We start from the raw sequence: 11,795 nt of genomic DNA, 5'->3' as shown, positions 1-11,795 counted from the left end.
CGAAAGTTGCAGGCACGCAAAACCCGTGGCGAGGGTCGAACTCACTCGCCACGGGTTTAATAGTTTTAACAAGTTGCAGCCAATATAAGAAGCGACGGTATGTCGCAGTAGCTGCGTTAACTTACTTGGGCATTGCCCAGGACTGTAGCTGATAGCCTTCGCCATTGAGTTCGGCGCGGGCTTGCAGCAGCAGGGTTTCCAATTGTTTTGGATCGGAATAAGTGCTGCAAGGAATCTGTTTGCGCCCGATGCGGTTTTCGGTGCGGTCGATCACGGTCAGGCTCAGCTCGCCAGTGCCGTCTTGTGGGGCCCAGGCCACGCAGTGAAAGGGTTGGAAAGCACGGTCTGCGATCAGAAGAGCTTCGTTGATACGGAGCGGGGCGTTCATGGGGTCTTCTCTCTAAGTGCCCAATCAAAAGATGTGCCGTCGGTTGGGCTTACCGTTCGGCTAGTACCTGTACTGATGCTCGATGACGGGGTACGGGTCACATGCTAAAACAAGAAAATTCAACTTTTCGTGATTAACGTCATGTAAGCGGCGCTTTTGAAAGGCCGGGAAAGATTCAAATCGCCGCACTAAAGCGGGTTGATCGCCAAATGCCGTATCCCGAGATCTTTTATCGCGAAACGATACAAGCGTAGTGTCAAGATCTTGCTAGGGTTATGAGCAGCTCGCCCAAACTGTTGTTTCTAAATAACTTTAATGTTTTTGACGCCAAGGAACAGTCATGGTTGTTACACCAGCCCTGCGTCGCTTGCTTGTGGTCGATCCCTGTGACGACTGCCACCAGTTATTGCCTGGTTTGCGGGCGGCTGGATGGGCAGTGGACAGCTGTGCCCTGGATGCCTTGGGCGATCGCACCTGTGACGTAGGATTATTGCGACTCCAGCCCAAACACCTGGAGCGACCCGAGGCGGTCAAGGAGCTGATCAGTCGCAGCGGTACCGAATGGATAGCCGTGCTCAGCCCCGAGATGCTGCGCCTGCAGAATGTCGGCGACTTTGTCTGTGAATGGTTTTTTGACTTCCATACCTTGCCGTTCGATGTGGCGCGCGTCCAGGTCACCCTGGGCCGGGCCTTTGGCATGGCGCGCTTGCGGGGTAAAGGCTGCGCCTATGTGGCCGAGCCCGAACATGAACTGTTGGGTGACAGCCGGCCAATCCGCGAACTGCGCAAACTGCTGGCGAAACTGGCCCCTACCGAGTCGCCGATTCTGATCCGTGGCGACAGCGGCACCGGCAAGGAACTGGTGGCCAAGACCTTGCACCGGCAATCCCAGCGGCACGCCAAGCCATTCGTGGCGATCAATTGCGGGGCTATTCCGGAACACCTGATCCAGTCCGAACTGTTTGGCCATGAAAAAGGTGCATTTACCGGCGCCCACCAACGCAAGATCGGGCGCATCGAAGCGGCCAATGGCGGCACCCTGTTCCTCGACGAGATCGGTGACCTGCCGATGGAGTTGCAAGCCAACCTGTTGCGCTTTCTCCAGGAAAAACATATCGAGCGTGTCGGTGGCAGCCAGCCGATCCCGGTGGATGTCAGGGTGTTGGCCGCGACACACGTCGATCTGGAAGCGGCCATCGAAAAGGGCACCTTCCGCGAAGACTTGTACTACCGGCTCAATGTCCTGCAAGTGCTCACCGCACCGCTGCGTGAGCGCCATGGCGATGTGGGGATGCTGGCCAATCATTTTTCCCGGTTCTACAGCCAGGAAACCGGGCGCCGTCCGCGCAGTTTCAGCGAGGACGCGCTGCTCGCCATGGGCAAGCATGGTTGGCCGGGCAATGTGCGCGAACTGGCCAACCGGGTGCGGCGCGGTCTGGTCCTGGCCGAAGGGCGGCAAATCGAAGCGGCCGACCTGGGTTTGCAAAGCCAAAAGGCAATCGCGCTGCCCATGGCTACACTAGAAGACTATAAGCACCGCGCCGAACGCCAGGCGCTGTGCGATGTGCTGAACCGCCACAGCGACAACCTGAGTGTTGCCGCCCGGGTCCTGGGGGTTTCCCGGCCCACCTTCTACCGGTTACTGCACAAACACCAGATCCGCTAGGGCGGGTAAAAAAAGCCCCGTCGCGACCCTTATCGCGGCGGGGCTTTTCCTTATCTCAAACTCGCCATTCCCTGTAGGCGCGTTTAGAAGTAGTACGGAAATTTCAGGCTGAAGGTGAAGTCCGGCGCGTCATCTGTCATGCCGATGGCCAGGTTGGGCACGATGGTCAGGTTTTCGCTGGCGGCAATGGTCATGCCGACGTTGAAGTAGCCCGCGTTGGCGTCACTGGACACAATCGACTGCCAGTCGCCACCGTCGGGTTTGAGCTTACTCTTGCGCTGGATCAGGTCAGACACCGAGAACGACATACTCATACGCTCGTTCAAGGCAAATGCCACGCCGACACCGAACTGGAAGCTGTCGCCCAGGCGTACCTTGCCGCCGACTTTTTCGTTGACCGTGGAGCTGATGTCGTCAAACGAATCTTCGAAGTTGTGGGTGTAGGAGAGCGAGCCGAACAGCACGGCCGGATCGAAGGTCTTGACCAGGGAAATCCCCGGGGTCACCGACCATACGCCATTGCCGGTTGGCAGGTTCTCCGGCACATAGAGGTTGGTGTTGGACGGCGAGCGTACCAGCTTGATACCGAACGGCTCCTTGCCGGTCGGCGCCTTGACCCGTACCGAGAGTACGGCGTCCGGCAGGGTGGGGGATTCATCGAGGAACTTGTAGGCAACCCCGAAGTTGACGTCGCCGATGGTCGGGTCGCGACTGACCGACTCCTCTGAAGTCGCTGTTCCCGCGCCACCATTGGCGCCCCCGGACTGATAGGTCGATTCGCGGTACACCACGGGGACGTTGACGTCGAACTGCCAACGGTTATCGACGTTGTAGCGGCCCGTCATGTCCAGGGTCCAGTTATCCGCCTTGATGCGATCCAGGTTGATATTGCCGAGGAAGATCGAGTCCAGTGCCAGGAAACCATTGAGGGTCAATTGCCGGGCATCGTAGCGAGCGTAGGTAATGCCCGTCTCAAAGCTGAACTTGCCATTGCCAAAGAACCCGCTGGCCTCGTTATAGAGGTTGCTGACACTCTGTGCCGGCGCCGAATCATCCTTGAGGGCCTGCCCATAGGAGCTGCCGGTTGCACCGCCGGTGCCACTGGCGGCCACCGTACTGCCGCTTTGCTTGAAATCTGCAGGTGACTTGGCCAGGCGCTTGGGCGCGGGTACTGCGGGCTGGTCCTCGACCTGGCGCACCCGTTGCTCCAGGACCGCCAGGGCTTTTTGCTGTACTTCGTAGCGTTGCTTGAGTTCCAGCAGTTCCTGTTTGAGGGTTTCGATATCGGCGTCTGGCGCTGCGTACAACAAACTCGCCGGCAAGAGCGTACTTAAACAAACAACGGCGCGTAGCGATAACGTTCGATGCATGAAATAAGCCGTCCTTTTCTAATGCGTAAGTGTCGAGGGTCAGCGTAGTTCAATAACCGAGAGTGCGTAGACCCTTGAGTTGGTCCAGGTTGCAGTTCAGTGCCACGTTGTTTAGTCCGTTGCTACCGAGCACGACATTCAGTTGGGTCATGTTATTAACGAAGTTGCTATTGCCTTGCAGAATCGTGCCTTGCAGCACATTGCCGCCGCCGATCTGCTGCACGGCGCTGCCCTGATTATGGTTGGCCTGAATCGCCATCTGCAGGCCGCCGTTATTGGCAGAAACACTCACCTTGCCAGCGGCGCTATTACCAGAGATCGAACCGCCGGCGACCAGTACCTGGCCCGACTGCACCAGATTGGCGGGCGCCAGGCCGTTCTCACTGACATTGATCCCGACGTTGTTATAGGCCGTATTGCCATCGCCCGCGGCGCGTACGGTTTGTGTCACGCCGGCGCCGGTACCCAGTCCGGAGCCGCCGATGACCGTACCGGTACCCGTGGGGCGGTCGCTGCCCTTGCCGGTCTCGCCAGTGGTCTGCACATAGAACTGCGGCGTGATGGTGGAGGAGTCGATCTGCATGTTGGCCTTGACGGTGCTGGTATCGCCTGCAGCGTTGGTCCAGGTGGTGCTCATCACAATACCGAAGCTGACAATCCGCCCCGGCATGACGAAGCGGCCGCGCAGTTCGGCCAGTTCAGCGTCATTTATTTCAATCGGCTTGAACGCCGAGGCTGCATAAGCGGGCATTGAGGCTGCCAGGCACAGGACCGTCAGCCAACGGTAAGTGTTCATCATCTGCTCCCGGAGCTTCCTGCTCCTTATGGCGCTTCTAGAAGAAGTCGCTCTGGATGAAACCGAAGTCCATCAGCTCGGCGTCGCCCACGGGCCGGAACTCGTTCATTTTGCCCTTGGCGGTCAACGGGATCGGCGGATCGAGCAGGGCGTTGGCCTTGTCGTAGCCTTCACCCAGCACCGCAAACACGATGCCGTTCCATCCGGCGAGGAAGTCGTCCCGCGAGTAGCGTTTGTTACCCAGTACCGGGTCGCCGATATAGATCCAGTCTTTCTCTGCGCGCTGCATCACCACAAAGTGCTTGTAGCCACGGATATCCAGGAGCACCACCACCGGAATCTTCACCGTTGTCAGGGTGTCCGCCCCGATCTTGTAGCCCCTGGCCCGCATGCCAATGCTTTCGAGGTAGCGCTTCATGTCCAGCATGGAAAAGCCCTGGGTGCGTACCAGGTCCTGGTCGGCGTTGACCAGCATGCCCTTGATGACGTGTTCTTCGTCAACATCCAGCCAGTAGCCCTGGCGCAGGATGGTGGCGAGTGCTGCGGCACCGCAGCTGAAATCGGTTTTCTGTTCCACCAGGTTGGCGAACCGTCGCTCGCGGATGCTCTCGACCTTCTTGAAAATCACCGCACCGCCGGGCATGGCGGAAATCGCCATTTGCCCTGCCCAGGAAGGGCCGGTGAGGATTAACAGCAGGCACAGGGTCGCGAGGCGCATGATCGAATGACCGGGTGGACACGGGAATAGAAAAGGGCCTTGTTGCCAAGGCCCTCTGCGTCAGGTCAGAAGCGTACGCCGCTGCCAGCTGCGCACTGGGTGCAACCGCTGCCCAGGGACAGGGAGTTGGATTGCTGGTTGCCAGAACCCGCGGACACGTTGATTCCGATGTTGCCGGAAGCATTGTTACCCGAGTGGTTGATGGAGGCATCGTTGTTGACGTAGGTCTTGCCCCAGTTGCCGTAGCCTTTGCCAGCCGAAGCAGTGTTGAGGAAGGTGTTGTTCAACGATTCCTGGCTGGTGACGGCCGCAGCGCCAATGTTTTTGCCGTCTGAGGTTACGATTGCCAGGTTGTTTTTCTGCTGGTTGCCTTGGCCTGCGGTGACGTTGACACCCACGTTACCCGAGCTGTTGTTCGCCGAGTTGTTCAGCGAAGCATCGTTTTGCGTGCCTTTGTTGGTGAACTTGTTGTCTTTGGATGTTTGCTCGACGTCTACGATCGCGAAAACCGCCAGGGCATCCTTGGCAGCACTGCTGGTGATGGCTGCGCTGTTGTCTTGTTGGTTACCGCTGCCTGCGGCAACGTTGGCGCCCAGGTTACCGTCGCTGTTGTTCAGCGACTGGTTGGCCGAGGCGTCGTTGTTGGTTTTGGTGTCGTCGAACTTGTTGTCTTTGCTCAGTTGAGAGTCGGTCACAACCGCTGCAACGGTGCCGCTAGGGGCAGGGGTTGGCGTCCACTTGTTTTCGTTACCCGCTTGTGCAGCAACAGCCATGAGCGCAGCCAGAGCAAAAACCAGTGGTTTGAGAGCCATTGTAGGTTTCATGGTGTATCTCCTTGCTTCTAATTAGTTGGTTAAGTGTTGGTACGGCCTAACAAACACCTATCAAGCAGTTACTTGATAGTGATACCGAGGGTGTTAGCCATGCGGTTCCCCACCCCTGCACTCTGATTCACCTGTACCACTCCACGGCTGCCGGTGAAGGCCTGGTCGCTGGTAACGACCTGGCGGCTGCCAGTGGTAGAGGAGGATCGGGAGTCTGGTAGCAGCGTCATGTTCTGTTGCGACAGGACGCTGTCATCAATGCTTTGCGGGCCTGGGTTGATGCTGATCCGCACCGCATTGATTGTCTGGTTGTTGGCCCCGGCCGACTGGTTGACGCCCAGTACACCGTTGCCATTGCTGAAAGATGAACCCTGGATCGCCGCGCTGGCATTCAGGGACGGGTCGACCTGGCCATCGAGCCGCTGCACCAGTACGTCAGTGGATTGGCCACCGACCGTAATCGCACGGCTATTGATCTGCTGTTGCTGGTTGCCAGCGGCCTGGTTGATGGAAGCGACGCCGCTGTACTGCTGGCCTGAGCTGTCGATAAGTGCGTTGTTATTGCTGTCTGCCATCGCGGCGCAGCTACCCAGCACGGCGAGCATCAGCCACGAGCGCTTCATTGCTGGCCTCCCATCAGGCTGCCGATGTTGTTCAGCGGGGCCATGCCACGCTCAATCGTCCCGCTGATCTGTCCGCCGAGGCTGCTGCCACCGCTATGGCCCGCAGCCGCGCCGGCACCCAGCCCGGAGGCGCTGCTGCCATGGGTGGTGCTCAAGCCAGGGAGGGTGCCATTGGGCAGGATGGATCGAGTGATGCTGGAACCACTGCTGACCCCTGCGAAGTCGTTGTCGCTGAGTTCGCCGTTAGTCGTCGAGCGTAGAATCTGCGCGCCAGGATTGGCATTGGCCGTAGTGGGATAAGGATCCGGTCCGAAGGAAGAACGCCCGGCCATATGGCCTTGGACGTTGCGCCCGGTAACGATGACGCCGTTTTCGGCGAGGGCGGGCACGCTCACACTGGCGCTGAGTACACAGCTGATCAGCAGGAGGCTCAGTGAGCCTTGATTGAGAGTTGCCACGGCATCATTCCTTGTTCTGTGACGCTGACCCTAAACAGCGCTGTAAGGAATAGAGCAGGAGCTGTGCCGCTTTTTATATTGACTTGTTTTTCAATGGCTTGGGGCTTCTGGCGGGGCGGGCGTAGGGCGAGGTGTATCAGGCCTGAGACGGGACATCGGGGAATGACCGGTACCTGGCATAAGCAGACTGGGGGGAAGAGGGTGTTTCAGCAATGCAACACTATTGATGACGAACCGATGAATCCACAGCCAGAGGGGCGTTGCGCGGTGATGGGTGTTTCAAAAGTGGACAGTGCGGCGCGCACAGTTGCCCGGCAATGCACGCCGTGCTGCCTTGGCGAAGGTCAGGTCTTGGGGACTTTGCGCGGTATCGAGTTGAGGACGGTGTTGCCATCCTGGTTCTGGGTCAGGTAGACCGGCAGTACCTTGGGCAGGGACGACACCAGGTGGGTGACTTCATGGATATCGTAGATCCCGCCAATACGGATATTGCCGGTACCGGTATCGGCCAGCATCACCGGTTTGCTCAGGTAACGGTTGATCAGGGGCAGGGCATCCACCAGTGCCAGGTTGTCGAGGATCAACTTGCCGGTGCGCCAGGCCAGCGCCGGATCATGGGGGTTGAATGCCTGTAGCTGTGGTTGCGCATCGCCCCCGTGGTAACTGGCCTGCATTCCGGGAGTGAGGCTCACGCCGCTGTGGCTGGCATCGCTGCTGATCTTCACCGAACCCTCCAGCAACATGACCCGCACCTGGTCGTCGTATTTCCAGACGTTGAACTGGGTGCCTGTCACTCGGATCTGCCCGGTACCGGCGCGCACCACAAACGGGTGTTCGCGGTCATGGCTGACCTTAAAGAACGCTTCACCTTTTTTCAGGGTGGCCCGGCGCTCATCTTTATAGTTGCTGTAGACCAACTCGGTACCCAGGTTCAGTTCCACTTCGCTGCCATCGGCCAGGGTCACCTGGCGCAAGCCGCCTTCGGCGAGGTAATGCTCATAGGAACTGGGCAGCCAACCCGCTTCCCAGCCCGTGAAAGCGGCCAGGGGCAGGGCCATCAACGAGATGGCGGCAGCCACTGCATAGGTGCGCCAGCGGCTGGGTGGCGGGACCTGCACCGGGGGCGGGGAGGGCACGTTGCTGCGTGGCAAATGGTCGGCCACATCCCAGATTTCCAGCATGGCCGCATATTCGAAAGCATGCAGGGGATGCGCGTCGTGCCACTCTTCGAACGCCTGGCGTTCGGCCGCCGTGCAATCAAAAGCATGCAGGCGCATACACCAATGCGCGGCAGCATCGGTGACGGCGTCATATTCGGCTTCTGAAAGGGGCTGCTGGGTCATTGGTGCTTCCTGATTTCCTACATTCTAACCTTCCGGGCAGGGTGCCGAGAACAGCCATCATGGCGAATGAGCATCAATGTGGAACTAAATCGTCCTGCAAACACCCTAAAAATCTGGATCTGTAAGTCATTCTCTATAACGGAGTAAGAAAATGCTGAAGAAAACCCTCACTGCCATGCTTGCCACTGCCACTTTGCTCGGTGCAGGCGCCGCCCTGGCCGACAAGCCGGGAGCCGGCTGGATTACCATCGAGAAAGCCATTGAAACCGCCAAGACCAAGGCCGGTTACATTGAGGTCTACCAGGCCGAAGCGGACGACAACGGTTACTGGGAAGTAAAAGGTCGCAAGGCGGACGGTGTTGTCTATGAGGTCCGCATCGACGGTGCTTCGGGCAATGTGTTGCGTGACCAGAAAGACTGACCCCCACCGGATCAGTTCATCGAATCCCTTCGATTGAAGGCGTCGGGTCCCACTGACGTCCCGGGCGACTGATCATGAGCGCCGCCGAGTCAACATTCGCTTGCCAGGCGGCGAACTCAGCACATAGACGGAACCGTCGAGCACCCGCTTGACGGTTTCCCATCGTGCCTTTACGGCCTTTTTCCCATGGTGTGCTAACGCTCTCCGGCAGTGCCCGGCGTTTGTTAAATAGCGCTGAAGCCGCGTCGGTGGTTGACAGCCCACTTGTCGCGCGTTGTTAATCAACGAGCGAAATCCAGCAGGCTGTTGCCCCCTCCAATAACAATTCCGGAGCTTCAGATGTCAGCCACACCCACCACTGCCGTGACTACTTCAATTGGCTTCACTGAGCTTGTGACGCTGCTCAAGGATATTTTCAGCCGGCATGGCGCCTCGCCTGAGGTTGCCCGCGTATTGGCCGACAACTGCGCCCGCGCCGAGCAGGATGGGGCGCACAGCCACGGGGTGTTTCGCATACCGGGCTATGTCTCGACCCTGGACAGCGGCTGGGTCAACGGCCAGGCGGTGCCAGTGGTCGAGGATGTGGCCTCGGGTTTCGTGCGTGTAGATGCCGCCAATGGTTTTGCCCAGCCGGCCCTGGCCGCCGCCCGCCCGTTATTGGTGGCCAAGGCCCGCAGCGCCGGTATCGCGGTACTGGCGATCCGTAACTCCCATCACTTTGCCGCGTTATGGCCGGATGTCGAACCGTTTGCCGAAGAGGGCTTGGTGGCCCTCAGCGTGGTCAATAGCATGACTTGCGTGGTGCCTCATGGCGCCGATCGCCCGCTGTTCGGCACCAACCCCATCGCGTTCGCCGCACCACGTGCCGATGGGCCGCCGATTGTGTTTGACCTGGCCACCAGCGCCATCGCCCATGGCGATGTGCAGATTGCCGCCCGTCAGGGTGAGCGTGTGCCGCCGGGCACTGGGGTCGACAGCCTGGGGCAGCCGACCCAGGACCCCAGGGCGATTCTTGAAGGCGGCGCGCTGTTGCCGTTTGGCGGGCACAAGGGGTCGGCGTTGTCGATGATGGTGGAGTTGCTGGCGGCGGCCCTGACCGGGGGGAATTTCTCGTTTGAATTCGACTGGTCGAACCACCCGGGCGCCAAGACTCCCTGGACCGGCCAGCTACTGATTGTGATCGACCCCAGTAAAACCGCGGGGCAGGATTTTGCCCAGCGCAGCCAGGAACTGGTGCGACAGATGCATGCGGCAGGGTTGCGGCGCTTGCCCGGCGACCGGCGTCATCGCACACGGGCCAATGCAGAACGGGAGGGGATTAGGCTCGATGGGGACGAACTGGCCCGGTTGCGCGAATTAGCGCGGGGCTGAAGGGCGGTGCGGGCTGACCCGCACCGACCCAGGCATCCATCAGTTGCGACGGCCCAGCAGCAGGCCAACCACCAAGCCGAAGCCGGCGGAAATGGCTACGGTCTGCCAAGGGTGGCCACCGATATAGGTTTCGGTGGCATCCACCACCGGCTTGGTGCGCTCACGCACGTTGGACACCGAATCCAGGGCTTGCTTGAGTTTGATCGCGACCTGCTCGCGCAGGGTTTCACCTTCTTCTCCCACCAGCGACGCGCTGCTCTTGAGCAGTTTGTCGGACTCTTCGATCAGGGCCTGGAGTTCGCTGAACGCCTGGTCCTTGATTTGCTCTTCGACAGCTTGGGCGGCGGTTTTACGGGCCATTGAGTAGCTCCTTGCGGGTAAGTGGGCAGTGAACAATGGAGTCTTGCAGCAGGCTAAAAGTTGCAGTTTTTTTTCGCCCGGCATCGGGCCGATGAAAAATCCGAATTCGGACCTTTCGACCTACAGTGTAAGATGTCACCTATTTGTGCAGCAGGTAAATCCACATGAGCTTCAATCTGGCCAACAAGCCCCTCGCCGAGCGCGCCGCGCTTGAAGATGAAAAGTCCCGTCTGTATGACCTGTGGCAAAGCAACCTGGGCAAGGCCAAGGGCGAGGGCGCACGGTTGTTTGGCGAGCGCGCCAAACGCAAGGGGAAATGGGCCGAATGGGTGCGTTCCGAGCTGGACGGCATGTCACCGCCGGAATTTGCCAACATGGTGCGCAGTGAAGTCAATCGCCTGATGGCCGCCAAGTAAGCACGGGCTGATCGGTGCCTACAGGGGGTGTTTCAGCCATTCTTCGCGGGTGATTTCCCAGATGTCCTTGGGGAACGCCCCCTCCACGAATTGCCCTTCTTCCGTGCGGATCAAGCGCATCCCGGTTTTTTCGGAAAGCCTGCGTGAGCCCAGGTTAGGCGCTGCCTTGGGCACCCGCAGCACGGGGCGCCCAAGCACCGTGAACCAATACGCGGTCACTGCCGCGCTGGCTTCGCTCATCAATCCCTGGCCCTGCCATTGCGGCCCGAGCCAGAAGCCCCGATTGTTGTCCTGCTCATCCATCAGGCTCACATTGCCGATCAACTGCCCGGGGGCCTCGCGCAGGCGGATCGACCAATGCCACTCGCGGCCCTGGGCCATGGCAGGCAAGACCACCTGTTCCAGGTAACTGCGCGCACCATCGGCCGGGTAGGGCCAGGGCACCAGGGCATTGAGGTAGCGCACCACTTCCCAGTGGGGAAACTGCTGCTGTATGCCCTCGGCGTCGTCCAGGGTCAGCGGTTGCAGGATCAGGCGTTCGGTGTACAGAGTGGGCAAGGTGTCCATGCTATTTACCAGGTCACGGTGTTGGGCAGGTCCAGGGTGCCACGATCGACAAAGCGCATCGTGCCAAACAACCCGCCCGCCAGCTTGCCGCGCAATACATAGGGCAGGTTGTTCAAACGCTGGGTCTGGCTCAGGCCCAGGGTCTGACGCAACACCGAAAACGCTGAAACGCTGACCGGGACGGTCAGAACGGTCTCGGAAAAGCGCGGGATGGATCCCTGTTGATCACTCACCCCAGCCGCCAGCGGCCGGCCATTGACCTCCAGGTCCAGCGCCACGCCGTTGTAGTCGATCGCGGTTTCGTTGGGGTTCTGCACCCGCAACTTGACCGCGAAGCGCACTTCCAGATCCTGGCTTTGCAGCGGCTCGATTCCCACCACATTGATATGCAGCGGGTCGCGGTTGGGGAACAAAGCGCAGGCGCTCAGGCTGAGCAATATCAGAGACAGGGTCAGGCCGATCAATCTGCGCATA

Annotated in this window: 15 protein-coding genes; 4 read left to right on the top strand and 11 right to left on the bottom strand. The window is 59.6% G+C overall.

From position 1 onward, the window contains the following. Positions 1-121 precede the first annotated feature (121 nt). On the bottom strand, positions 122-388 hold the full coding sequence (locus tag HU773_RS14640) for a hypothetical protein (protein ID WP_032861167.1): 267 nt from the start codon (positions 386-388) through the stop codon (positions 122-124). A 340-nt stretch (positions 389-728) separates the two neighbouring features. On the opposite strand from HU773_RS14640, the gene HU773_RS14635 reads away from it, so the two are divergent. Beyond that, complete coding sequence (locus HU773_RS14635) at positions 729-2,054, top strand: sigma-54 dependent transcriptional regulator (RefSeq protein WP_057959427.1); 1,326 nt, start codon at positions 729-731, stop codon at positions 2,052-2,054. Positions 2,055-2,137: 83 nt separating this feature from the next. On the opposite strand, the gene fapF is transcribed toward HU773_RS14635, so the two are convergent. The 7 genes from fapF to HU773_RS14600 form a co-directional block, all read right to left on the bottom strand. Further along, positions 2,138-3,424, bottom strand: a complete 1,287-nt coding sequence (fapF, locus tag HU773_RS14630) for a fibril amyloid transporter FapF (protein ID WP_120733208.1) — start codon at positions 3,422-3,424, stop codon at positions 2,138-2,140. A gap of 49 nt (positions 3,425-3,473) precedes the next feature. After that, entirely contained in the window at positions 3,474-4,220 is a 747-nt protein-coding gene (fapE, locus tag HU773_RS14625) for a fibril amyloid subunit FapE (protein WP_057959429.1), read from the bottom strand. 37 nt (positions 4,221-4,257) lie between these two features. After that, positions 4,258-4,938: a fibril amyloid maturation endopeptidase FapD gene (gene fapD / locus HU773_RS14620; RefSeq protein ID WP_186625415.1), complete on the bottom strand. Its 681-nt coding sequence runs from the start codon at positions 4,936-4,938 to the stop codon at positions 4,258-4,260. A 65-nt stretch (positions 4,939-5,003) separates the two neighbouring features. Further along, entirely contained in the window at positions 5,004-5,762 is a 759-nt protein-coding gene (gene fapC, locus HU773_RS14615) for an amyloid-like fimbrin subunit FapC (RefSeq protein WP_057959430.1), read from the bottom strand. Positions 5,763-5,830: 68 nt separating this feature from the next. Beyond that, complete coding sequence (gene fapB, locus HU773_RS14610) at positions 5,831-6,385, bottom strand: fibril amyloid subunit FapB (RefSeq protein WP_057436711.1); 555 nt, start codon at positions 6,383-6,385, stop codon at positions 5,831-5,833. Continuing rightward, positions 6,382-6,843 carry a fibril amyloid chaperone protein FapA gene (fapA, locus tag HU773_RS14605; RefSeq protein WP_057959431.1) on the bottom strand — a complete coding sequence of 154 codons (462 nt, stop codon included), beginning with the start codon at positions 6,841-6,843 and terminating at the stop codon, positions 6,382-6,384. Before fapA ends, fapB begins: the two co-directional genes overlap by 4 nt. A gap of 344 nt (positions 6,844-7,187) precedes the next feature. Beyond that, positions 7,188-8,186: a FecR family protein gene (locus HU773_RS14600; protein WP_057959432.1), complete on the bottom strand. Its 999-nt coding sequence runs from the start codon at positions 8,184-8,186 to the stop codon at positions 7,188-7,190. 151 nt (positions 8,187-8,337) lie between these two features. Here HU773_RS14600 and HU773_RS14595 point away from each other — a divergent pair, with 151 nt between their 5' ends. Next, positions 8,338-8,607 (top strand): PepSY domain-containing protein, encoded by a 270-nt coding sequence (locus HU773_RS14595; RefSeq protein WP_057436705.1) that lies wholly within the window; start codon positions 8,338-8,340, stop codon positions 8,605-8,607. Between the two features lie 339 nt (positions 8,608-8,946). Beyond that, positions 8,947-9,978, top strand: a complete 1,032-nt coding sequence (locus HU773_RS14590; protein WP_186625414.1) for an Ldh family oxidoreductase — start codon at positions 8,947-8,949, stop codon at positions 9,976-9,978. 39 nt (positions 9,979-10,017) lie between these two features. Here HU773_RS14590 and HU773_RS14585 read toward each other — a convergent pair whose 3' ends face one another. Further along, positions 10,018-10,338, bottom strand: a complete 321-nt coding sequence (locus HU773_RS14585) for an ElaB/YgaM/YqjD family protein (RefSeq protein ID WP_186625413.1) — start codon at positions 10,336-10,338, stop codon at positions 10,018-10,020. Between the two features lie 164 nt (positions 10,339-10,502). On the opposite strand from HU773_RS14585, the gene HU773_RS14580 reads away from it, so the two are divergent. Next, the gene (locus HU773_RS14580) at positions 10,503-10,754 is read left to right on the top strand and encodes a hypothetical protein (protein ID WP_038441493.1); all 252 of its coding nucleotides are present in this window, start codon (positions 10,503-10,505) and stop codon (positions 10,752-10,754) included. 18 nt (positions 10,755-10,772) lie between these two features. Here HU773_RS14580 and HU773_RS14575 read toward each other — a convergent pair whose 3' ends face one another. Both HU773_RS14575 and HU773_RS14570 read right to left on the bottom strand, forming a co-directional pair. Then, positions 10,773-11,321 (bottom strand): GNAT family N-acetyltransferase, encoded by a 549-nt coding sequence (locus HU773_RS14575; protein ID WP_120733204.1) that lies wholly within the window; start codon positions 11,319-11,321, stop codon positions 10,773-10,775. Positions 11,322-11,326: 5 nt separating this feature from the next. Next, positions 11,327-11,794 carry an LEA/WHy family protein gene (locus HU773_RS14570; RefSeq protein WP_057959435.1) on the bottom strand — a complete coding sequence of 156 codons (468 nt, stop codon included), beginning with the start codon at positions 11,792-11,794 and terminating at the stop codon, positions 11,327-11,329. Position 11,795 lies beyond the last annotated feature (1 nt).

This window comes from Pseudomonas shahriarae (assembly GCF_014268455.2).
Classification (GTDB): Bacteria; Pseudomonadota; Gammaproteobacteria; order Pseudomonadales; family Pseudomonadaceae; genus Aquipseudomonas; species Aquipseudomonas shahriarae.
The sequence above is the reverse complement of the archived record's forward strand: the minus strand, read 5'-3'. Positions and strand labels throughout refer to the sequence as shown.

Excerpts from the sequence above, each read along its gene's own strand:
- HU773_RS14640 (WP_032861167.1), bottom strand. The coding sequence starts at position 388 with ATGAACGCCCCGCTCCGTATCAACGAAGCTCTTCTGATCGCAGACCGT.
- HU773_RS14635 (WP_057959427.1), top strand. The coding sequence starts at position 729 with ATGGTTGTTACACCAGCCCTGCGTCGCTTGCTTGTGGTCGATCCCTGT.
- fapF (WP_120733208.1), bottom strand. The coding sequence starts at position 3,424 with ATGCATCGAACGTTATCGCTACGCGCCGTTGTTTGTTTAAGTACGCTC.
- fapE (WP_057959429.1), bottom strand. The coding sequence starts at position 4,220 with ATGAACACTTACCGTTGGCTGACGGTCCTGTGCCTGGCAGCCTCAATG.
- fapD (WP_186625415.1), bottom strand. The coding sequence starts at position 4,938 with ATGCGCCTCGCGACCCTGTGCCTGCTGTTAATCCTCACCGGCCCTTCC.
- fapC (WP_057959430.1), bottom strand. The coding sequence starts at position 5,762 with ATGAAACCTACAATGGCTCTCAAACCACTGGTTTTTGCTCTGGCTGCG.
- fapB (WP_057436711.1), bottom strand. The coding sequence starts at position 6,385 with ATGAAGCGCTCGTGGCTGATGCTCGCCGTGCTGGGTAGCTGCGCCGCG.
- HU773_RS14600 (WP_057959432.1), bottom strand. The coding sequence starts at position 8,186 with ATGACCCAGCAGCCCCTTTCAGAAGCCGAATATGACGCCGTCACCGAT.
- HU773_RS14595 (WP_057436705.1), top strand. The coding sequence starts at position 8,338 with ATGCTGAAGAAAACCCTCACTGCCATGCTTGCCACTGCCACTTTGCTC.
- HU773_RS14590 (WP_186625414.1), top strand. The coding sequence starts at position 8,947 with ATGTCAGCCACACCCACCACTGCCGTGACTACTTCAATTGGCTTCACT.
- HU773_RS14585 (WP_186625413.1), bottom strand. The coding sequence starts at position 10,338 with ATGGCCCGTAAAACCGCCGCCCAAGCTGTCGAAGAGCAAATCAAGGAC.
- HU773_RS14580 (WP_038441493.1), top strand. The coding sequence starts at position 10,503 with ATGAGCTTCAATCTGGCCAACAAGCCCCTCGCCGAGCGCGCCGCGCTT.
- HU773_RS14575 (WP_120733204.1), bottom strand. The coding sequence starts at position 11,321 with ATGGACACCTTGCCCACTCTGTACACCGAACGCCTGATCCTGCAACCG.
- HU773_RS14570 (WP_057959435.1), bottom strand. The coding sequence starts at position 11,794 with ATGCGCAGATTGATCGGCCTGACCCTGTCTCTGATATTGCTCAGCCTG.